This window comes from Burkholderia sp. COPS (assembly GCF_019425585.1).
Lineage (GTDB): Bacteria > Pseudomonadota > Gammaproteobacteria > Burkholderiales > Burkholderiaceae > Burkholderia > Burkholderia cepacia.
Genome location: NZ_WIXR01000015.1, coordinates 322,815 through 342,382, shown reverse-complemented (window position 1 = coordinate 342,382; position 19,568 = coordinate 322,815). Strand labels below are relative to the sequence as shown.

Here is a 19,568-nt window from a genome sequence, read left to right as displayed (position 1 = left end):
GCCTCCCGTTACGGCGTGGTGCTCCAGTAACCGGGGCGCGCATACGCGGCGCGCAGGTAGTCGATGAAATAACGCACGCGCGCCGGCACGTAGCGCTGCTGCGGATAGACCGCGAGGATGTCGTAATCGGGCAGCGCGTATTCGTCGAGCACGGTCTCGAGCTCGCCCGTCTCGAGCTGCGCGGCGATTTCCCACGTCGAGCGCCAGCCGAGCCCGAGGCCTTCGGCCACCCACCGGTGCAGCAGCTCGCCGTCGTTGCAGTCGAGGTTGCCGGCCACGCGCATCGTCGCGATCTTGCCGTGGCGCTGGAAATACCAGCCGCGGTTCTGCCCGCCCTGCAGGTTGAACGCCAGGCAGTTGTGCCTCAGCAGGTCGTCGAGCGACTTCGGCCGGCCGTGCCGGCGGAAATACTCGGGCGTGCCGCACACGACGCGCCGGTTCGACGCGAGCTTCACCGCGACGAAGTTCGGATCGACCGCACCGCCGATCCGGATCGACAGGTCGTAGCCCTCGCGCACGAGATCGACGACGCGGTCGGTCAGGTTGAACGACAGCTGCATCTCGGGCTTGTCGGCCAGAAAGCCCGGCGCGTGCGGCGCGACGTGCTTGCGCCCGAACGCGGCCGGCGCCGACACGATCAGGTGCCCGCTGACCGCGCGCCGCCCGGCGGCCAGTTCGTTCTCGGCCTGGTCCCATTCGGACAGCAGCCCGCGGCAGCGCTCGAGGAACGCCGCACCCTCCTCGCTGACCACCAGCCGCCGCGTCGAGCGGTACATCAGCTTCACGCCGAGCCGCTTCTCGAGCGCGTCGATGCGCCGCCCGAGCACGACCGGCGACACGCCCTCCTCGAGCGCCGCCGCCGCGAGGCTGCCGGCATCGGCCACGCGCACGAACGTCTCGATCTGCTTGAAGCGATCCATCTCCCGTCTCCGTCTCTGTTCCGGCTCCGGCGGAAAGCCTCGCCCAGCCGTCATTCCATACTTTTAGTTTCGAAAAAAGCGACTTCGGCTGATCTTATCAAACCTTTCCTGCATCCCTAAAGTGTCCCCAACAGACCCATTCGCAAGATCCACCCCATTCAAGGAGACATTCATGGCCAAGATGAGAGCCGTCGACGCAGCTGTGCTCGTGCTCGAGAAGGAAGGCATCCAGACCGCGTTCGGCGTGCCGGGTGCGGCGATCAATCCGTTCTACTCGGCGATGCGCAAGTCCGGCGGCATCAGCCACGTGCTGGCCCGCCACGTCGAAGGCGCGTCGCACATGGCCGAAGGCTTCACGCGTGCGGCCCCGGGCAACATCGGCGTGTGCATCGGCACGTCGGGCCCCGCCGGCACCGACATGATCACCGGCCTCTACTCCGCGTCGGCCGACTCGATTCCGATCCTCGCGATCACCGGCCAGGCGCCGCGCGCGCGTCTCTACAAGGAAGACTTCCAGGCCGTCGACATCGAATCGATCGCAAAGCCCGTCACCAAGTGGGCCGTCACCGTGCGCGAACCGGCGCTGGTGCCGCGCGTGTTCCAGCAGGCATTCCACCTGATGCGCTCGGGCCGCCCGGGCCCGGTACTGGTCGACCTGCCGATCGACGTGCAGCTCGCCGAAATCGAGTTCGACATCGACACCTATGAACCGCTGCCGGTCTACAAGCCCGCGGCCACCCGCGCGCAGATCGAGAAGGCGCTCGCAATGCTCAACGACGCGGACAAGCCGCTGATCGTGTCGGGCGGCGGCGTGCTCAATGCGGCGGCCGAAGACCTGCTCGTGCAGTTCGCGGAAACGGTCGGCGTGCCGGTGATCCCGACGCTGATGTCGTGGGGCGCGATTCCGGACGACCACCCGCTGATGGCCGGCATGGTCGGCCTGCAGACGTCGCACCGCTACGGCAACGCGACGCTGCTCGCGTCCGACTTCGTGCTCGGCATCGGCAACCGCTGGGCGAACCGTCACACGGGCAGCGTCGAGGTCTATACGAAGGGCCGCAAGTTCGTGCACGTCGACATCGAGCCGACGCAGATCGGCCGCGTGTTCGGCCCGGATCTCGGCATCGTGTCGGACGCGAAAGCCGCACTCGAACTGTTCGTCGCGGTCGCGCAGGAATGGAAGGCCGCCGGCAAGCTGAAGGACCGCAGCGCATGGGTCGCCGACTGCCAGGCACGCAAGCGCACGCTGCAGCGCAAGACGCACTTCGACAACGTGCCGGTCAAGCCGCAGCGCGTGTACGAAGAGATGAACAAGGTGTTCGGCCGCGATACCTGCTACGTCAGCACGATCGGCCTGTCGCAGATCGCCGCCGCGCAGTTCCTGCACGTGTTCAAGGCACGCAACTGGATCAACTGCGGCCAGGCGGGCCCGCTCGGCTGGACGATCCCCGCCGCGCTCGGCGTGCGTGCGGCCGACCCGAGCCGCCCGATCGTCGCGCTGTCCGGCGACTACGACTTCCAGTTCATGATCGAGGAACTCGCAGCCGGCGCGCAATTCAAGCTGCCGTACGTGCACGTCGTCGTGAACAACTCGTACCTCGGCCTGATCCGCCAGGCACAGCGTGCGTTCGACATGGACTACTGCGTGCAGCTCGCGTTCGACAACGTGAATGCGCCGGAGCTGAACGGCTATGGCGTCGACCACGTGGCCGTCGCGGAGGGCCTCGGCTGCAAGGCGCTGCGCGTGTTCAAGCCGGAGGAGATCGAGCCGGCGCTGCGCCAGGCGCAAACGCTCGCGGAAGAATTCAGCGTGCCGGTGGTCGTCGAAGTGATCCTCGAGCGCGTGACGAACATCTCGATGGGTACCGAAATCGACGCGATCAACGAATTCGAGGATCTCGCCGAAAAGGCCGAGCACGCACCGACCGCGATCTCGATGCTCGACTGAACCGCACGCCATTTTTGACTGACCGACCGAAGAGGCTTAGCTCATGCCGAAGTTTGCTGCAAACCTGACCATGCTGTTCAACGAAGTGCCGTTCCTCGACCGCTTCAAGGCGGCCGCCGATGCGGGCTTCGACGCCGTCGAGTTCCTGTTCCCGTACCCGTACGCGAAAGAGGAACTCGCCGAGCGGCTCGAGACGCATCGCCTGCGCCTCGTGCTGCACAACCTGCCCGCCGGCAACTGGGACCAGGGCGAGCGCGGCATCGCGTGCCTGCCCGATCGCGTCGGCGAGTTCCAGGAAGGTGTCGGCCGCGCGATCGAGTACGCGAAGGCGCTGAAGGTGCCGCAGCTGAACTGCCTCGTCGGGATTCCGTCGGCGAGCACGGCGCGCGACAAGACGTTCGTCACGATCGTCGACAACCTGCGCTTTGCCGCCGACGCGCTGAAGCGCGAAGGCATCCGCCTGCTCGTCGAGCCGTGCAACAGCTTCGACATCCCGGGTTTCGCGCTGAACCGCTCGTCGGAAGGGCTCGACGTGATCCGCGCGGTCGGCTCGGACAACCTGTTCCTGCAGTACGACATCTATCACATGCAGCGCATGGAAGGCGAACTGGCCGCGACGATCGAACGCAACCTCGCGTCGATCGGCCACGTCCAGCTCGCGGACAACCCGGGCCGCAACGAGCCGGGCACGGGCGAGATCAACTACGCATTCCTGTTCGCGCTGCTCGACCGGCTCGGCTATGCCGGCTACGTCGGCTGCGAATACAAGCCCCGCACCACCACGACGGAAGGCCTCAGCTGGCTGCACAGCGTCGCCGGCTGCGCACCGGGCTCGGCGCGTCGCGCCGCCTGAGATCCGCCCTTTCCGCATACGCCCCTATAGGAGACTTTCACATGGCAACCATCGGTTTCATCGGCCTCGGCATCATGGGCGCGCATATGGCGCGCAACCTGCTCAAGGGTGACCACCAGCTCGTCGTGAACGGCGCGTTCCCGATTCCCGACGACCTGCGCACGAGCGCGAAGGTCGTCGCGAACTCGACCGAAGTCGCACGGAACGCGGACATCATCATCTCGATGGTGCCGGATACGCCGGACGTGCGTAACGTGCTGTTCGCCGACGACGGCGTCGCGAAGGGCCTGACGGCCGGCAAGCTCGTGATCGACATGAGCTCGATCTCGCCGCTCGACACGCAGGAATTCGCGAAGCAGATCAACGCGCTCGGTTGCGACTACCTCGACGCGCCGGTGTCCGGCGGCGAAGTCGGCGCCCGCGAAGCGACGCTGACGATCATGGTCGGCGGCCCGGAGGCGGCATTCGAGCGCGCGAAGCCGCTGTTCGAGAAGATGGGCAAGAACATCACGCTCGTCGGCGACAACGGCGCGGGCCAGACCTGCAAGGTCGCGAACCAGATCATCGTCGCGCTGAACATCGAAGCCGTCGGCGAAGCGCTGTTGTTCGCCGCACGCTCGGGCGCGGATCCGGAGCGCGTGCGACAGGCGCTGATGGGCGGCTTCGCCGCGTCGCGCATCCTCGAAGTGCACGGCGCGCGGATGACGAAGCGCACGTTCGATCCGGGCTTCCGCATCGAGCTGCACCAGAAGGACCTGAACCTCGCGCTCGACGGCGCACGCAAGCTCGGCCTCGCCCTGCCGCATACGGCGAGCGCGCAGCAGTTGTTCAGCGTGTGCGCATCGCACGGCGGCAAGGCATGGGATCACTCGGCACTCGTGCGTGCGCTCGAGATCATGTCGAACTTCGAGATCGAGAAGACGGCGGGCTGACCGCATGCCGCCTGGCGCGGCTTCGTTCGGATGATGCAGTAACGCACGGTCCGTCGCGATGACGGACACGCGAATGACACACGCGACCGGCACGACCGGTCGCATCGATGCGCGAGACACGCGCGCATCACGGTGGGGCGCCCCGCCCTGCACTGCCGACGGCATGCGGGACGGGGCGAAAAACGCCGCTCTGGGCTGAGAGCGGCGTGGTGGGGTCCGCAGCGGCACCCGGCGACGCCGGGGAAGCCTTGGTCGGTCAGACGTCGTCGTCGGGTGTCCGCCTGTCGGATTTCGCGTATTACATTTCTTTACGTTCGAGCGTGCGATTTTTCATGCAATCGTCGCGCTGAACGCCTACACTTTCGCCACGCCTTTCGAGAAAACCGCCGCGCTTGTGGTCACTTCCGGTGACCGCGCCCAGCGCGGTGTTTTTTTCGCCACTTCACGGCGCGTTTTCTTTTCAACCACCCAAGGAGTGCAACGATGGGTCTTCTTTCGTTTATCAAAGAGGCGGGTGAAAAACTGCTGGGTCATGCCGACGCGCAAGCAGCGGAAGATCCGAATGCCGCAAACCAGACCGCGGCCGATGCCATCAAGAACTACATCAACACGCAGGGTCTCGATACGTCGAACCTGACCGTGGCGTTCGACGGCGCATCGCGCACCGTGACGCTGTCGGGCAGCGTCGCCGACCTCGACACGAAGGCGAAGGTCAAGGTCGCGGCCGGCAACGTGCAGGGCGTCGCGGGCGTCAACGACGACGATCTGCAACCGGACGATCCGGAAGTGCAGTACCACGACGTGAAGCCGGGCGACACGCTGTCGGCGATCGCCAAGGAAGTGTATGGCGACGCGAACAAGTACCCGGCGATCTTCGAGGCGAACAAGCCGATGCTGTCGAGCCCGGACCGGATCTACCCGGGCCAGAAGCTCGTGATTCCGCCGCAGTCCTGAGCATTCGTGCAGCACTGACGCAAAAAAGGCGGGCCACTCGGCCTGCCTTTTTCATGGGCGACGCGCGCCGTGCAATCGACGCGTATCGGTCATCCCGTCATCGAATCACAGCGTATCGAACGCGCGTTGCAATGCGTCGCGATCGTGAATGCCGTTCGCCAGCGCGAGCATCAGCAGCACGCGCGCCTTGAACGGGTGCAGCGAACCCGCGCTCACGAAACCGAGCGCATCGTCGCTCGCGGCGCCGTTGCGCATCACGTGCCCCGACCCGACGCGCGATGCACGCACCACCGCCACGCCCGCGTTCACCGCATCGGCCAGCGCCGCCTGCAGCGTCGCATGGATCGAGCCGTTGCCGGTGCCGGCGACGACGAGACCGCGCACGCCGGCCGCGACGAGCGCGTCGACGGCCGTGCGCGTCACACCCGCGTAGCTGGCGACCACTTCGACGGGCGGCCATGCTGCGGCGATCGCCAGCTGCGCATCGCGCGAACGCGTGACGCGGCGTGCGAATTCGACCCGGCCGTCCTGCACCCAGCCGAGCGCGCCGAGTTCCGGCGACTGGAACGCGTCGACCGCATAGGTGCTCGTCTTCACCACGTCGCGCGCGCCGTGGATCCGGTTGTTGAACGCGACCAGCACGCCCTGCCCGCGCGCGGACGGATGCGCGGCCACCGTCACCGCATTCAGCAGGTTCAGCGGGCCGTCGGACGACAGCGCGGTCGCCGGCCGCATCGCGGCCGTCAGCACGACCGGCTTGTCGCCCCTGACGACCAGGTGCAGCGCGTACGCGGTTTCCTCGAGCGTGTCGGTGCCGTGGGTGATCACGATACCGTCGACCGTCGGTTCGGCCATCAGTGCGTCGATCCGCGCGGCGAGCGTGTTCCACAGCGGCAGCGCGAGATCCTTGCTGTCGATGCTGGCGACTTGCTCGGCGTCGATGCGCGCGACGGACGCGAGCGCCGGCACCGCGTCGACCAGGAAATTGACGCCGAGCGCGCCGGCCTGATAGCCGGCCGTGCTGGCCGCGTCGGGCGCGGCACCGGCAATCGTGCCGCCGGTGGCGAGCACGGCGATGCGCGGCAGGGCCGCCGCGGACGAAGGGGATGCGGGATTCAGAGTATTCATGGCCGCGATTGTAAAGGCTTGCGGCCGGTATCCGGCAGGTTCCGGCACGGCGGCCGGGGCCGGCCGCCGCACATCATGGTTTGCCCCGATCGTCCGGCCGGGTGCGCCGTCAACGGACGTGGTATCTGCAACGTTATAGGAAGTGCCGTTTTGGTGTTTTCACATTGATTTGCCATAATCGGATCGCCCCGCGCGATGCGGCCCTATGCTCATCGTGCGGTGCGTCGTGACGGCGTCGATAAAACGCAATTCACCCCATGGGAGTGTCGAAATGAAAATCCAATCGCTCGTAGCCGCAGTGCTTCTCGGCGGCATGCTGGCTTCCCCCGCGTTCGCGGCGAACAGCCAGCAGGACAAGATGAAGGCCTGCAACACCCAGGCAGCCGGCAAGACGGGCGATGAACGCAAGGCGTTCATGAAGGACTGCCTGTCGGCGAAGCCCGCGAAGGCGATGACGCAGCAGGAAAAGATGAAGGCATGCAACACGCAGGCCACCGGCAAGAAGGGCGACGACCGCAAGGCGTTCATGAAGAGCTGCCTGAGCAATCAGCCGGCAGCCTGAGTTCCGGCGCTCCCGTATCGAATGCCGCGCACCGCTTCGGCGGGCGCGGCATTTTTGTTTTCGTTGCACGCGCATCGACGCGCCCGGCCCCGACCTCTCCCGCCCCGCTTTCCCGGCCCGCCGTGCCGGCGCCGCCACATGGTGCGGCAATTCGCCGCGATTTCTTCTATGATGGCTGCAACGCGGCCCATCCAAGTACAAGAAGCGCCATCGGGCCGCCCTCGAGACGGACGCGCACGCGCGTCAAACGGAGGCATGGATGGCATGGAGACAACACCGCTGGTTCCGCCGCTGGCTGATCGTGATCGTGTTCTGGGCCGTGCCCGTCGCGATCGTCGCCGTCCGCGAGATCCGCGAGGAAATGGCCTACAACAAGGCGGACCTGCAGCTCGCGCTGACCACCTGGCAGCTCACCGATGCGCAGCAGGCCGCCGGCGCCGCCGCGAAGTGCCACGGGGATCCTGACGAGGCGCGCGCGGCCGGCTGCCCGGCCGACGTGCTCGCCGCCAACGCGCCGCGCCAGCAGGCGGCCCGCGACGAATACGTGCTGCGCCGCAGTACGCTCGCGGGCTACCTGTGGCATGCATTCGTCGGCTACTGGGTCGTGCCGGCCGCGTTCCTGTTCGCGTGCGGCGTCGTGATCGCGCTGATCCGCCGCGTGCTGCGCCGCCCGCCGATCAAGCCGCCCGTTCCACCCGTCACGCACTGATGCGCGCCGCGGGCGCCACCCACCGCACGATCGACCGCGGCGCCCGCATGCCGCCCCGCCCCCGGCGCGCGGGCGCCGGATCGTCCGTTGGCACGCCGCGACACCCTCGCCCGATTTGACGCTTTTTGTTGCGCGGACGAAAAGGGGGTGTAATCCACTGTGATATAACTGCCGACGTGATCCGCTCCTTGAGCGAGACTCACTCCGAACGTCATCCGATGGAGAAGAACGATGCAAAAACGGAATCTCGTGCTGAAAGCCGCCGCTGCGCTCATCGTCGGTAGCCTCGCGCTCACCGGTTGCACCACCACCCCGGACAAGCCGGACAACGCCGCGACCAACGCGTCGAAGCGCCAGGCAATCGACTCGAGCGTCGACGCCACGCTGTCGCGCATGTACTCCACGGTCAAGGGTTCGCGCGAACTCGTCGCGAAGTCGCGCGGCGTGCTCGTCTTCCCGGACGTGATCCAGGCCGGCTTCATCGTCGGCGGCCAGTCCGGCAACGGCGCACTGCGCGTCGGCGGCAGCACGGTCGGCTACTACAACACGTCGTCGCTGTCGGTCGGCCTGCAGGCCGGTGCGCAGTCGAAGGCGATCGTGTTCCTGTTCATGACGCAGGAAGCGCTCGACGAATTCCGCGGCTCGGACGGCTGGGCCGCCGGTGCCGGCGCGTCGGTCGCGCTCGTGAAGATGGGCGCGAACGGCGCGGTCGACACGACCACGGCCACCGCACCGGTCCAGGTCGTCGTGCTGACGAACGCGGGCCTGATGGGCGACGTGTCGATCAACGGCACGAAGGTCTCGAAGCTGAAGATCTGACGCTGGCGGGCCGCCCGTGCGCACCGCGCGCGGGCCACGCACGAACGGCGATGTCCTCGCGGGCATCGCCGTTTTTTTATCCGTGCGCGACGCGCGTCAGGTCGTCGAGTCGATGACCTTGAAGCGCGAACGCTTCTGCGCGCGGATCACCGACTGGTAGACGTCGACATACTGCTGCGCCATGCGGCGCGACGTGAAGCGCGCCTCGAAGCGCTGCCGCACGCGCGCGCGCGGCAGCAGGTGCAGCCGGTTCACGGCGGCCACCGCGCTGATTTCATCCTCGACGATGAAACCCGACACGCCCTCGTCCACCACTTCGGGCACCGCGCCGCGATTGAACGCGATCACCGGCGTGCCGCACGACATCGCCTCGATCATCACGAGGCCGAACGGCTCCGGCCAGTCGATCGGAAACAGCAGCGCATGCGCGCCCGACAGGAACTCGGCCTTCTGGTGATCGGCGATCTCGCCGATGTATTCGACGTGCGGCAACGCGAAGAGCGGCTTGATCTCGCGCTCGAAGTATTCCTGGTCGGCCGCATCGACCTTCGCGGCGATCCTGATCGGCAACCCGCACTGACGGGCGATGCGGATCGCCGTGTCGACGCGCTTCTCCGGCGAGATGCGGCCGAGGAATGCGAGATAGCGCGGCTCGACGGGCTGCGGCATGTACAGCGTATCGGGCAGCCCGTGGTAGACGGTCGTCAGCCATTTCGCCTGCGGCAGCGGCTGGCGCTGCGAGTTCGAAATCGAGATCACCGGCGCCGTGTTGAACGTGTCGAACACCGGCTGCTGCTCGGGCAGGTCGAGCCGGCCGTGCAGCGTCGTCACGTAAGGCGTTTCCTGCCGGTTGAAGACCGAGAACGAGTAGTAATCCATGTGGAAATGGAGCACGTCGAAGTCCTTCGCGCGGCGCGCGACCGTCTCCATCAGCAGCATGTGCGGCGCGACCCGGTCGCGGATCGACGAGTCGAGCCGCAGTGCACGCGGCCAGACCGGCTCGAGCTTCGCCCGCGTCGTCGAATCGCCGCTGGCGAACAGCGTCACGTCATGACCGAGCTCGACGAGCGCCTCGGTGATGTAGGACACGACGCGCTCCGTGCCGCCGTACAGCTTCGGCGGCACCGATTCGGTCAGCGGCGCGATCTGGGCAATTCTCATGGTCCACGTCTCCTGTGTCCTGTCCGTTGCGGCACGGCCGGCGGGCCCTTGCGCTTTCGCGCGCGGCTCGCCCCGATGCAGCGCCCGCCGGATATCTCCTCATTATTCGCGATCCGGTTGCCCGGAACCGCCCGTCTTTCATTTTATGGGTGTTGTTACAGGCCGGATACATTCCGCCTGCCGGGCCGATATGGCCCCCGACACGACGATCGCACCCGAACGCACCCGAATGCGCGCCGCGCCGCCCGTCAGCGCGACGGCCACTTCCATGCCGGCAGGTCGCGCGTGTCCGCGTCAACGAGCCCCGTCGCGCCGAGCTGCTTGTCGAGCACCAGCGATTCGCAGCCGGCCTCGCGCTCGAGCGTCGCGATGAGCCGCGCCGCGTGCGACACGACCAGCACCTGCGAATGCTGCGCCGCCTGCGCGATCAGGCGGCCGAGCGCCGGCAGCAGATCGGGATGCAGGCTGGTTTCCGGTTCGTTCAGCACCATCAGCGCCGGCGGCCGCGGTGTCAGCAGCGCCGCCGCGAGCAGCAGGTAGCGCAGCGTGCCGTCCGACAGCTCGGCCGCTGCGAGCGGCCGCAGCAGCCCCGGCTGGCGCATCAGCACGTCGAAGCGGCCACGGCCGCCCGGATTGTCGATCTCGACCGACGCGCCCGGAAACGCGTCGTCGATCGCCGCATCGAGTGCCGCGCCGTCGCCGATTTCGCGAATCGTCTGCAGCGCGGCGGCCAGGTCGGCGCCGTCGTCCGCGAGCACCGGCGTGTGGGTGCCGACGTGCGACTGCCGCGCGGGTGCCTGCGCATCGGTGCGGAAATGGTCGTAAAAGCGCCACGAGCGGATCCGTTCACGCACCGCGATCATTTCCGGCGCACCGGTCGGATCGGCGAACTCGGTCATCATGCTGTCGAAGCTCGCCACCGGCTGCGGAATCGTCTGCCAGTCGCCGGTCGCGGTGCGCGCGCGGATCTGCGCGCCCTGCCGGTCGACCAGCAGCGTCGACGGGCGCAGCACCGCGCCGCCCCAGATGCACTCGCGCTTGACGACCGGATCGAGCGAGAACTGCGAGTGGCTCGGAATCGGCATGCCGAGATCGATCGAATAACCGAAATCGTCGCAGGCGAAACCGAGCTTCAGGCTCACGGGCCCCTTGCGCACCGTGCCGGTGACCGGCGCGTCGCCGTCCAGCATCGCCCGCGAGAAACGCTCGGGGCCGGCCCACAGCGTCGACGGCAACCCGCCTTCACGCGCGAGGGACGGGATCACGCGCCCCTGCGCGGTGTCGGCGAGCAGCCGCAGCGCGCGGTACACGCTCGACTTGCCGCTGCCGTTCGGCCCCGTGACGACATTGAGCGCCGCGAGCGGCACGATCAGCTCGCGCAGCGAGCGGTAATTGGCAATGGCAAGGGTTTTCAGCACGGTCATGACGATGGCGGGCGGGCCGCGTTCAGCGGCCTTCGACGGCCTGCGGGTCGGCCGCGGTGTTGGCCGCCGTACTGGCGGCAGGGGCGCGCGCGTGCGGCCGTTCGGGATTCGGCGCATCCGGTGCGGAATCGTGCGGATACAGTTCCATCCTGCTGCGCGGCAGGCATTGCGGATAGCGGTCCTGCAGATAGGCGATCAACCCTTCGCGCACGCGGCAGCGCAGGTCCCAGCACGACGACGAGTCGGCCGCGCTGACGAGCGCGCGCAACTGCATCGTGCGCTCCGTCGCGTCGGTCACCTGCAGCACCTGCACGCGGCCGTCCCACTCCGGCGCCGCATGGACGAGCCGCGCGAGCTCCTCGCGCAGCGGCGCGAGCGGCGTACGGTAATCGACCGACAGGTAAACCGTGCCGATGATCTCCGAGCTGCTGCGCGTCCAGTTCGTGAACGGGTTCTCGATGATCCATTGCAGCGGCACGACGAGGCGCCGCTGGTCCCACAGCCGCACCGATACGAACGAACCGGTGATTTCCTCGATGCGCCCCCACTCGCCCTGGATCACGACCACGTCGTCGAGCCGGATCGGCTGCGTGAGCGCGATCTGCAGCCCGGCGATCAGGTTGCCGAGCACCGGCCGCGCGGCGATACCGGCGACCAGGCCCGCGACGCCGGCCGACGCCAGCAGGCTCGCGCCCACCTGGCGCACGTTCGGGAACGTCATCAGCGCGGCGCCGGTGCCGATGATCACGATCAGCACCATCACGGTCCGCACGAGCACCTTGGCCTGCGTATGGATGCGCCGCGCCTGGAGGTTGTCGGCCGTATCGATCGGATGAGCCTGGATGATCGCGTCGCCGACGCCGGCCGCGAGCCGCACCAGCAGCCACGTGAGCGACACGATCGAGCCGACCGCGGCCGCGGTGCGCATGCCGCGCACGAACGACATGCCGTCGTCCGCCTGGAGCCACACGAACTCGAGCGCCAGCAGCGCCAGCACGACGAGCGACGGCTTGTCGATGTAGCGCAGGATCGCGCTCATCAGCGGATACGGCTGCGCGAGGCGCTTGACGATGCGTGCGCCGAGGCGGTGCACGACCGTGACGACCAGTATGACGATGACCGACACGGCCAGCGTGCCGAGCCACGAATGCAGCGGCGCATCGGCGATGCGCTGCAGTTCCTCGATTGAAATCATCGGCGCCCTTCGGTGATGAGGCGTGCATGCCTCGTCCTGGGATGCGTCGGCGACGTCCGGGCCACGCGCGTGCCCGGACACGGCGTCAGATCAGTTGCCGCTCCTGCAGGGAAACGCCTTGCCGAGACCGAGCGACACCGCGGTGCTCGCGTTGTAGTCGGCCAGCTTCGGATTTTCCGCGATGTACTTGCGCACCGCGTCGGTCATCTGCTGCGCCCGGATGTCGGGCGGCAGGCAGAAATACTGGCCGACCCGCGGCCCCGTCGTGCCGCCGATCGCATCGATGGTGTTGTAGACGCCGTCGGCGGCACCTTCGATGTAGGCCGCGCACGACGCCCGCGACTTGACGTCCGTCTTCGCGCACAGCCGGTCGAGATCCGCGCCCGTGAAAGCCGCCGCCGACAACGGCACGGCAAACGCCGCGGCACAAAACATTGCGCGCAACATGGTGTTCCTTATGTCAATGCGGCCCGAGGCCGCCTGCTGCCCTGGCCGGCGCGGCGCCGGGATGCCCTGCTCCGGCCGGCATCCGGCCGGGCGGGCACCGTCTGCCGCACCGAAAACCATCATTTTGCACTCTTTTGCGCGTCTGCCGGCGTCGATGCCCCGATGCGCGTCGTCCGCTTGCTCAGGATCTCGATCGCGTCCGGCGCGTTGTAGTGCTTCGCGAATTCGAGCGCGGTGATGCCGAGCTGGTTCTTCACCTGCGGATCGGCGCCCTGGTCGAGCAGCAGCGTCACCGTCGACGCATGGTTGCCGCGTGCGGCCATCATCAGCGGCGTCGTGCCGTTCGGCGACGCGGTATCGATATACGCGTCGTGGTCGAGCAGCAGCTTCACGACCGCGTCCTGGCCGTTGGTGGCCGCGTAGTGCAGCGGCGCCCAGCCCTTCTTGCTGACTTCCGCGCCCTTGTCGACCAGCAGCTTCGCCAGGCCGAGGTCGCCGTTCAGCGACGCGAGCATCAGCGCGGTTTCGCCGGCCTTGTCTTCCTTCTCGAGGTCGACGTTCGGCGTCGCGGCGAGCGCCGCCGCGACCTTGTCGGACTTCTCGCGCGCGGCGATCACGATCAGCGGGTCGCCATTCGGCGCGATCGTGTTCGGGTCGAGCTTGCCGCTCTTGAGCTGCTTGCCGATGTCGGCGATGTCGTCGAACTTGACGGCCTTGACGATCGCGTCGAGCGATTCGGCATGCGCGCCGGCTGCCGCGAACAGGCCGCTCGCGACGAGCGCGGCGGCAACGAGTGCACGTTTCGGCAGATGGTTGGTCGGCTTCGTCATTGTTGTGGGCTCCTTCCCTGGGTTGTCGGCTGCGCGCACGTCGTTAGCGGGCGATCTTGAACAGCCGGAAAAAGTTCTGCGTCGTCGCATCGGCGAGCGCCTCGACGGCGATCCCGCGCTCGGACGCGATAAAGCGTCCGACATGGCTGACGTACGCAGGTTCATTCGGCTTGCCGCGATACGGCACCGGCGCGAGGTACGGCGAGTCGGTCTCGATCAGCAGCCGGTCGAGCGGCACGCGCCGCGCGACGTCCTGCACGTCGGTCGCGTTCTTGAACGTGACGATGCCCGACAGCGAGATATGGAAGTTCTGCGCGAGCGCCTGCTCGGCCACCGGCCACGGCTCGGTGAAGCAGTGCATCACGCCGCCCGGCACGTCCGCGCGCTCCTCGGCCATGATCCGCAGCGTGTCCTCCGACGACGAGCGCGTGTGGATGATCAGCGGCTTCATCGTCGCGGTCGCCGCGCGGATGTGCGTGCGAAAGCGTTCGCGCTGCCATTCCATGTCGGCGATCGAGCGGCCTTCGAGGCGGTAGTAGTCGAGGCCCGTTTCGCCGATCGCGACGACCTTCGGGTGCGCGGCCAGCTCGACGAGCTCCGCGAGTGTCGGCTCGCGCATGTCCTCGTGATCGGGATGCACGCCGACCGATGCGTACACGTTGTCGTGCGCTTCGGCGATTGCGAGCACGTCGGGCAGCGTCTCGAGATCGACCGACACGCACAGCGCGTGCGTGACGTCGTGCTCGCGCATGTTCTCGAGCACGGCCGGCAGGCGGTCGGCCAGGCCCTTGAAATTGATGTGGCAGTGAGAGTCGACGAACATCGTGTTTCCTGAATTCGTAAGGCGCGCGCTCATGCGCGCGCCGGCATGCGGCAACGGGCGGCGTTCGCGGGCCGGCCGGCCACGGTCGCGTCGCGGCGTGAGCCGGTCATCGTTTCGCAACCCACGGGAAACAATGCCGGATCAACCAAATATTTCCCGATATCCGAGAAACAATTCCTCGAATACGAGCCGCGCGTTGAGCGGATGGTTCTCGACCGTCCGCTGTCGCGTAACGGCCTTCATGAAACGCGCGAACGCGTTCGCATCGACCGCTTCCGCGCAGCGCGCGAGCGCCGCCGCATGCATCGGGAAGTAGCGCGGCGCGCCCGCCATCCGCTGCGCGAGCAGGTCGTACAGCCAGCGCTGCAGCCAGCCGAGCACCAGCGGCACCGGCAGTTTCTGCAGCGTCTCGCCGCACGCGAACGGGTCGCATGCCGCACCGGCCGCGAGCTGCCCGAGCGTGTAGTCGCGCAGCGGGCGGTTCTCGTCGCTCGCGAGCGCCAACGCGGCGAGCGGCGCGCCGCCGGCCTCGGCGAGCAGCGCGTCCGCATGCTCGACGCCCTGCGCCGCGAGCCAGGCCGCGGCCGCGTCGGGCGCCGGCACGGTCATCGGCCACTGCCGGCAGCGGCTGATGATCGTCGGCAGCAGGCGGTCGATACGCGCCGACACGAGCAGGAACACGACGCCGGACGGCGGCTCCTCCAGCGTTTTCAGCAGCGCGTTCGACGCGGCGACGTTGAGCGCCTCGGCCGGATACAGCACGACGACGCGCGCGCCGCCGCGATGCGAACCGACCCCGCAGAAGTCGAGCAGCGCGCGCACCTGCTCGATCTTGATTTCCTTGCTCGGCGCGCGGGTCTTCTTGCCGCCTTCGTCCGCGTCGGCCGCTTTCGGGTCGTCCGCGGCGCCCGGCGCCTCGCCCGCCAGCGCCTCGGGCAGCACGATCCGGTAGTCCGGATGGTTGCCCTGCGAGAACCACGTGCAGGCCGCGCAGGCGCCGCACGGCTCACCGTTCGGCTGCGGCGATTCGCACAGGAAGCCCTGCGCGAGATGCTGCGCGAACTGCAGCTTGCCGATCCCGGCCTGGCCATGCAGCAGCAGCGCGTGCGGCCATTGCGCACGCAGTTGCTGCAAGCGGTTCCAGTCGTCGGTCTGCCACGGATAGATCATGTGGTGCGTTCCTTGCGAATTACAGCGCGGCGAGCACGCGCTCGAGCTGCTGGCGAATCTCGGGAATCGTCTGCGTCGCGTCGACGATCGCGAAGCGGTGCGGCGCCTCTTCCGCACGCCGCAGGTATTCGCCGCGCGTGCGCGCGAAGAACGCGTCGGATTCGCTTTCGAACTTGTCGGGCATGCGCGCGGCGCCGCGCCGCTCGCTCGCGACTTGCGGCGCGACGTCGAACAGCACCGTCAGGTCGGGCTGGAAGCCGCCCTGCACCCAGCGCTCGAGCGTCTCGAGCTTGTCGCGCGGCAGCCCGCGGCCGCCGCCCTGGTACGCGAACGTCGCATCGGTGAAGCGATCGGACACGACCCAGTCGCCGCGCGCGAGCGCCGGCTCGATCACGAGCGCGAGATGCTCGCGACGCGCGGCGAACATCAGCAGCGCTTCCGTCTCGAGATCCATCGGCTGGTTCAGCAGGATCTCGCGCAGTTTCTCGCCGAGCTGCGTGCCGCCCGGCTCGCGGGTGACGACGACCTGCCGGCCGGCCGAGGCCAGCTTGCCCTGGAGGCGTTCGCAGAACCATTGCAGGTGGGTGGTCTTCCCCGCCCCGTCGATGCCTTCGAACGTGATGAATTTACCGCTCGCCATTATTGACCTCGTATGTACTTGTCCACGGCCTTGTTGTGGTCGCCGAGCGTGTCCGAGAACACGCTCGTGCCATCGCCTTTCGCGACGAAATAGAGCGCGCTCGTCTGGGCCGGATTGATCGCCGCCTGCAACGCGGCGACGCCCGGCAACGCAATCGGCGTCGGCGGCAGCCCACGTCGGGTGTAGGTATTGTAAGGAGTGTCGGCCTGCAGGTCGCGCTTGCGCAGGCGGCCGTCGTACGCGTCGCCGAGCCCGTAGATCACCGACGGATCGGTCTGCAGCGGCATGCCGATGCGCAGCCGGTTCGCGAACACGGCCGCGACGAATGCGCGATCGGCCGCGTGGCCCGTTTCCTTCTCGACGATCGACGCGATCGTCAGCGCTTCGTAAGGCGTCTTGTACGGCAGGCCCGGCACGCGCGCGGCCCAGGCCTCGTCGAGACGCGTCTGCATCAGATGGTAGGCGCGCCGATAGATGTTCAGGTCGCTCGTGCCCTTGTCGAACAGGTAGGTATCGGGGAAGAACAGCCCCTCGCCGCTGCCGCGTTGCACCGCGTTGTCCGGCGCGCCGATCGCGCGCAGCAGCTCGGCGTCGCTCATGCCGGCCGTCGAGTGGGCAAGATCGGGGTTCGCATCGAGTTCCGCGCGCATCCGCTTGAAGGTCCAGCCTTCGATGACCGTCGCGACGTACTCGTTCACGTCGCCGCGCGCGATCTTCTGGAGTACCTCGTACGGCGTGATGCCGGTCTTGAATTCGTAGTTGCCGGACTTGAGCCGGCTCGACAGCCCGAGCACGCGCGTCATCGCGACGAAGCCGAGCGGCTCGACCGGCACGCCGCCGCGCCTGAGCTGCAGCGCGACGCTCTTCACGCTGCTGCGCGGCTTGATCGTGACGTCGAGCGATGCGGAACCCAGCAGCAGTGGCCGGGTCGCCCAGTAATACCCGCCGCCCGCGCCGGCAGCGGCCACAACGACGGCCAGCGCCACGATCGTCGCGGCGCATTTCTTCAGTAGGGACATGGAAACGTGACTCAGGTAAGACCCATATAATACTTGCTCGCCTTCGTCAAAGTCAGGGTTGACTGTTCCCTCATTCCATGAGCACACCGTTCGCTTCACCGGCTGCCCAGGCCGCATCTGCCTCGCTCCCCGTTTTCCCCCGCCCGTCCGCCGCCGATTTCGACGCGCCGGGCGCCTGCATGCCGCTGCCGCAGTTCGGCGTGATCGACGTGGCCGGCGATGACGCCGCGACGTTCCTGCACAGCCAGCTCACCAACGACATCGAGCATCTCGACGCCGCGAGCGCGCGGCTGTCCGGCTATTGCTCGCCGAAGGGGCGCCTCCTCGGGTCGTTCCTCGCGTGGCGCGCCGGCCACGGCGTGCGCCTGCTGGTGTCGAAGGACGTGCAGCCCGCCGTGCAGAAGCGGCTGTCGATGTTCGTGCTGCGCGCAAAGGCGAAACTGACGGACGCGAGCGACACGCTCGCGGTGGCCGGCTTCGCGGGCGACGTGCGCGACGCGCTGTCGGGCGTCTTCGACGCGCTGCCGGACGGCGTGCACGTGAAGGTCGACGGCCCGGCCGGCACGCTGATCCGCGTGCCCGATGCGGCCGGCCGCAAGCGCTATCTGTGGATCGGCCCGCGTGCGGAAGTCGATGCGCGCATCGCCGCGCTCGGCGGTACGCTGCCGGTCGTGTCGCCGGCCGTATGGGACTGGCTCGACATCCGCGCGGGCGAACCGCGCATCACGCAGGCTGCCGTCGAACAGTTCGTGCCGCAGATGGTCAACTTCGACGTGATCGGCGCCGTTAACTTCAGGAAAGGGTGCTACCCGGGCCAGGAAATCGTCGCGCGCAGCCAGTACCGCGGCACGATCAAGCGCCGCACGGCGCTCGCGCACGTCGCCGGCGAAACCGATACCGTGCATGCCGGCGTCGAGCTGTTCCACAGCGACGATCCCGGCCAGCCGTGCGGGATGATCGTCAACGCGGCGGCCGCGCCCGCGGGCGGCATCGACGCGCTCGTCGAGATCAAGCTCGCCGCGCTCGACAACGGCACGGTACACGTCGGTTCGGCCGACGGCCCGGCGCTCGCGTTCGACGCGCTGCCGTACGCATGGCCGACGGAAGCGTGACGCACTGACAACCCGTTCGCGCGCCGGCTCGCGAGTCGCAGCCGGCGCCCGATGTTTCCTGCGAGAGATTCGCCCGATGTGTCTGATTGCCTTCGACTGGCAGCCCGATGCCGCCGCCGGTCCCGTCTTTACCCTCATCGCCAACCGCGACGAGTTCTTTCGCCGGACGAGCGCGCCGCTTTCGTGGTGGGAGGATGTCCCGGGCGTACTGGCCGGCCGCGATCTCGAAGCGGGCGGCACGTGGCTCGGCGTGTCGCGCGACGGCCGGTTCGCCGCGCTGACGAACTACCGCGCGCCGTTCGACATTCGCGCCGGCGCGCCGACCCGCGGCAAGCTCGTGTCCGATTTCCTCGGCGGCCCGTCCGTTGCACCGCTCGACTATCTCGGGCGGCTGGCCGAGCATGCGGCCGTCTACAACGGCTTCAACCTGCTCGTCGGCGACTGGAGGCGGCGCGAACTCGCGTGGTTCTGCAATCGTGCGCCCGAAGGCGAAAGCGGTGTCGCCGCCCCCGTCGCGATCGCGCCCGGCGTGCATGCGCTGTCGAATGCGCGGCTCGATACGCCCTGGCCGAAAGTGGTGCGCAAACGCGCGGAACTCGGCACGCTGCTTACCGACAATCCGACCCCGTCGCTCGACGACCTGATCGCGTTGATGCGCGACCCGCACGTCGCGGACGACGACGCGCTGCCGCACACGGGCATTCCGATCGAGCGCGAACGTGCGCTGTCGGCCGCGTTCATCGAGACGCCCGAATACGGCACGCGCGGCACGACCGCACTGCGCGTCACGATGAAGGAAGGCGTGCGGCTCACGGTCGAGATCAAGGAGCGCTGCGACGACGACGGTTCGCACCGCACCGTGCGGCCGGGTGCGTTCGAGCGCGCATTCACGTTCGACCTCGACGCGACCCCGCCGCGCTGA

Annotated in this window: 20 protein-coding genes; 9 read left to right on the top strand and 11 right to left on the bottom strand. The window is 68.0% G+C overall.

Features of this window, described 5'->3' with window-relative positions; all coding sequences use genetic code 11:
* Positions 1-8: 8 nt before the first annotated feature.
* Entirely contained in the window at positions 9-920 is a 912-nt protein-coding gene (locus FOZ70_RS14670; RefSeq protein ID WP_021162120.1) for a substrate binding domain-containing protein, read from the bottom strand.
* A gap of 172 nt (positions 921-1,092) precedes the next feature.
* On the opposite strand from FOZ70_RS14670, the gene gcl reads away from it, so the two are divergent.
* The 4 genes from gcl (at position 1,093) to lysM (ending at position 5,607) form a co-directional block, all read left to right on the top strand.
* Positions 1,093-2,868: a glyoxylate carboligase gene (gcl, locus tag FOZ70_RS14665; RefSeq protein ID WP_021162121.1), complete on the top strand. Its 1,776-nt coding sequence runs from the start codon at positions 1,093-1,095 to the stop codon at positions 2,866-2,868.
* Positions 2,869-2,911: 43 nt separating this feature from the next.
* On the top strand, positions 2,912-3,721 hold the full coding sequence (gene hyi, locus FOZ70_RS14660) for a hydroxypyruvate isomerase (RefSeq protein WP_219706176.1): 810 nt from the start codon (positions 2,912-2,914) through the stop codon (positions 3,719-3,721).
* Positions 3,722-3,747: 26 nt separating this feature from the next.
* Positions 3,748-4,653 (top strand): 2-hydroxy-3-oxopropionate reductase, encoded by a 906-nt coding sequence (locus tag FOZ70_RS14655; RefSeq protein WP_330744519.1) that lies wholly within the window; start codon positions 3,748-3,750, stop codon positions 4,651-4,653.
* A gap of 483 nt (positions 4,654-5,136) precedes the next feature.
* Entirely contained in the window at positions 5,137-5,607 is a 471-nt protein-coding gene (lysM, locus tag FOZ70_RS14650; protein WP_021162125.1) for a peptidoglycan-binding protein LysM, read from the top strand.
* Between the two features lie 105 nt (positions 5,608-5,712).
* Here the strand turns inward: lysM and FOZ70_RS14645 are convergent, their stop codons facing one another.
* Positions 5,713-6,735 carry an asparaginase gene (locus FOZ70_RS14645; RefSeq protein ID WP_219706175.1) on the bottom strand — a complete coding sequence of 341 codons (1,023 nt, stop codon included), beginning with the start codon at positions 6,733-6,735 and terminating at the stop codon, positions 5,713-5,715.
* A 271-nt stretch (positions 6,736-7,006) separates the two neighbouring features.
* Here FOZ70_RS14645 and FOZ70_RS14640 point away from each other — a divergent pair, with 271 nt between their 5' ends.
* From FOZ70_RS14640 to FOZ70_RS14630, 3 genes are all read left to right on the top strand, one after another.
* On the top strand, positions 7,007-7,297 hold the full coding sequence (locus FOZ70_RS14640; protein ID WP_011549641.1) for a PsiF family protein: 291 nt from the start codon (positions 7,007-7,009) through the stop codon (positions 7,295-7,297).
* A gap of 259 nt (positions 7,298-7,556) precedes the next feature.
* Positions 7,557-8,006, top strand: a complete 450-nt coding sequence (locus tag FOZ70_RS14635) for a membrane protein (protein ID WP_048021032.1) — start codon at positions 7,557-7,559, stop codon at positions 8,004-8,006.
* Positions 8,007-8,237: 231 nt separating this feature from the next.
* Positions 8,238-8,825: a YSC84-related protein gene (locus FOZ70_RS14630; protein WP_011352325.1), complete on the top strand. Its 588-nt coding sequence runs from the start codon at positions 8,238-8,240 to the stop codon at positions 8,823-8,825.
* 96 nt (positions 8,826-8,921) lie between these two features.
* Here the strand turns inward: FOZ70_RS14630 and FOZ70_RS14625 are convergent, their stop codons facing one another.
* The 9 genes from FOZ70_RS14625 to mltG form a co-directional block, all read right to left on the bottom strand.
* Entirely contained in the window at positions 8,922-9,986 is a 1,065-nt protein-coding gene (locus tag FOZ70_RS14625; RefSeq protein ID WP_021162641.1) for a glycosyltransferase family 4 protein, read from the bottom strand.
* Between the two features lie 248 nt (positions 9,987-10,234).
* The gene (locus FOZ70_RS14620) at positions 10,235-11,410 is read right to left on the bottom strand and encodes an AAA family ATPase (protein WP_021162642.1); all 1,176 of its coding nucleotides are present in this window, start codon (positions 11,408-11,410) and stop codon (positions 10,235-10,237) included.
* 22 nt (positions 11,411-11,432) lie between these two features.
* Positions 11,433-12,605, bottom strand: a complete 1,173-nt coding sequence (locus FOZ70_RS14615; RefSeq protein WP_059494204.1) for a mechanosensitive ion channel domain-containing protein — start codon at positions 12,603-12,605, stop codon at positions 11,433-11,435.
* Positions 12,606-12,695: 90 nt separating this feature from the next.
* On the bottom strand, positions 12,696-13,052 hold the full coding sequence (locus tag FOZ70_RS14610) for a Rap1a/Tai family immunity protein (protein WP_006485939.1): 357 nt from the start codon (positions 13,050-13,052) through the stop codon (positions 12,696-12,698).
* 119 nt (positions 13,053-13,171) lie between these two features.
* Positions 13,172-13,882, bottom strand: a complete 711-nt coding sequence (locus FOZ70_RS14605) for an ankyrin repeat domain-containing protein (RefSeq protein ID WP_021162644.1) — start codon at positions 13,880-13,882, stop codon at positions 13,172-13,174.
* A gap of 43 nt (positions 13,883-13,925) precedes the next feature.
* Entirely contained in the window at positions 13,926-14,705 is a 780-nt protein-coding gene (locus FOZ70_RS14600; RefSeq protein WP_021162645.1) for a TatD family hydrolase, read from the bottom strand.
* A 141-nt stretch (positions 14,706-14,846) separates the two neighbouring features.
* Positions 14,847-15,875: a DNA polymerase III subunit delta' gene (locus tag FOZ70_RS14595; RefSeq protein WP_059489971.1), complete on the bottom strand. Its 1,029-nt coding sequence runs from the start codon at positions 15,873-15,875 to the stop codon at positions 14,847-14,849.
* 19 nt (positions 15,876-15,894) lie between these two features.
* Positions 15,895-16,515 carry a dTMP kinase gene (gene tmk / locus FOZ70_RS14590; RefSeq protein ID WP_021162647.1) on the bottom strand — a complete coding sequence of 207 codons (621 nt, stop codon included), beginning with the start codon at positions 16,513-16,515 and terminating at the stop codon, positions 15,895-15,897.
* Positions 16,515-17,534, bottom strand: a complete 1,020-nt coding sequence (gene mltG / locus FOZ70_RS14585) for an endolytic transglycosylase MltG (RefSeq protein ID WP_021162648.1) — start codon at positions 17,532-17,534, stop codon at positions 16,515-16,517. Before mltG ends, tmk begins: the two co-directional genes overlap by 1 nt.
* Positions 17,535-17,611: 77 nt before the next feature.
* Here mltG and FOZ70_RS14580 point away from each other — a divergent pair, with 77 nt between their 5' ends.
* The gene (locus FOZ70_RS14580; protein ID WP_219706174.1) at positions 17,612-18,646 is read left to right on the top strand and encodes a folate-binding protein; all 1,035 of its coding nucleotides are present in this window, start codon (positions 17,612-17,614) and stop codon (positions 18,644-18,646) included.
* 76 nt (positions 18,647-18,722) lie between these two features.
* Entirely contained in the window at positions 18,723-19,568 is an 846-nt protein-coding gene (locus FOZ70_RS14575; RefSeq protein WP_219706173.1) for an NRDE family protein, read from the top strand.

Coding starts and splice junctions, on each gene's coding strand:
- FOZ70_RS14575 (WP_219706173.1), top strand. CDS start 18,723: ATGTGTCTGATTGCCTTCGACTGGCAGCCCGATGCCGCCGCCGGTCCC.
- FOZ70_RS14625 (WP_021162641.1), bottom strand. CDS start 9,986: ATGAGAATTGCCCAGATCGCGCCGCTGACCGAATCGGTGCCGCCGAAG.
- gcl (WP_021162121.1), top strand. CDS start 1,093: ATGGCCAAGATGAGAGCCGTCGACGCAGCTGTGCTCGTGCTCGAGAAG.
- FOZ70_RS14580 (WP_219706174.1), top strand. CDS start 17,612: ATGAGCACACCGTTCGCTTCACCGGCTGCCCAGGCCGCATCTGCCTCG.
- hyi (WP_219706176.1), top strand. CDS start 2,912: ATGCCGAAGTTTGCTGCAAACCTGACCATGCTGTTCAACGAAGTGCCG.
- FOZ70_RS14600 (WP_021162645.1), bottom strand. CDS start 14,705: ATGTTCGTCGACTCTCACTGCCACATCAATTTCAAGGGCCTGGCCGAC.
- lysM (WP_021162125.1), top strand. CDS start 5,137: ATGGGTCTTCTTTCGTTTATCAAAGAGGCGGGTGAAAAACTGCTGGGT.
- FOZ70_RS14605 (WP_021162644.1), bottom strand. CDS start 13,882: ATGACGAAGCCGACCAACCATCTGCCGAAACGTGCACTCGTTGCCGCC.
- FOZ70_RS14620 (WP_021162642.1), bottom strand. CDS start 11,410: ATGACCGTGCTGAAAACCCTTGCCATTGCCAATTACCGCTCGCTGCGC.
- FOZ70_RS14615 (WP_059494204.1), bottom strand. CDS start 12,605: ATGATTTCAATCGAGGAACTGCAGCGCATCGCCGATGCGCCGCTGCAT.
- mltG (WP_021162648.1), bottom strand. CDS start 17,534: ATGTCCCTACTGAAGAAATGCGCCGCGACGATCGTGGCGCTGGCCGTC.
- tmk (WP_021162647.1), bottom strand. CDS start 16,515: ATGGCGAGCGGTAAATTCATCACGTTCGAAGGCATCGACGGGGCGGGG.
- FOZ70_RS14635 (WP_048021032.1), top strand. CDS start 7,557: ATGGCATGGAGACAACACCGCTGGTTCCGCCGCTGGCTGATCGTGATC.
- FOZ70_RS14645 (WP_219706175.1), bottom strand. CDS start 6,735: ATGAATACTCTGAATCCCGCATCCCCTTCGTCCGCGGCGGCCCTGCCG.
- FOZ70_RS14630 (WP_011352325.1), top strand. CDS start 8,238: ATGCAAAAACGGAATCTCGTGCTGAAAGCCGCCGCTGCGCTCATCGTC.
- FOZ70_RS14640 (WP_011549641.1), top strand. CDS start 7,007: ATGAAAATCCAATCGCTCGTAGCCGCAGTGCTTCTCGGCGGCATGCTG.
- FOZ70_RS14670 (WP_021162120.1), bottom strand. CDS start 920: ATGGATCGCTTCAAGCAGATCGAGACGTTCGTGCGCGTGGCCGATGCC.
- FOZ70_RS14595 (WP_059489971.1), bottom strand. CDS start 15,875: ATGATCTATCCGTGGCAGACCGACGACTGGAACCGCTTGCAGCAACTG.
- FOZ70_RS14610 (WP_006485939.1), bottom strand. CDS start 13,052: ATGTTGCGCGCAATGTTTTGTGCCGCGGCGTTTGCCGTGCCGTTGTCG.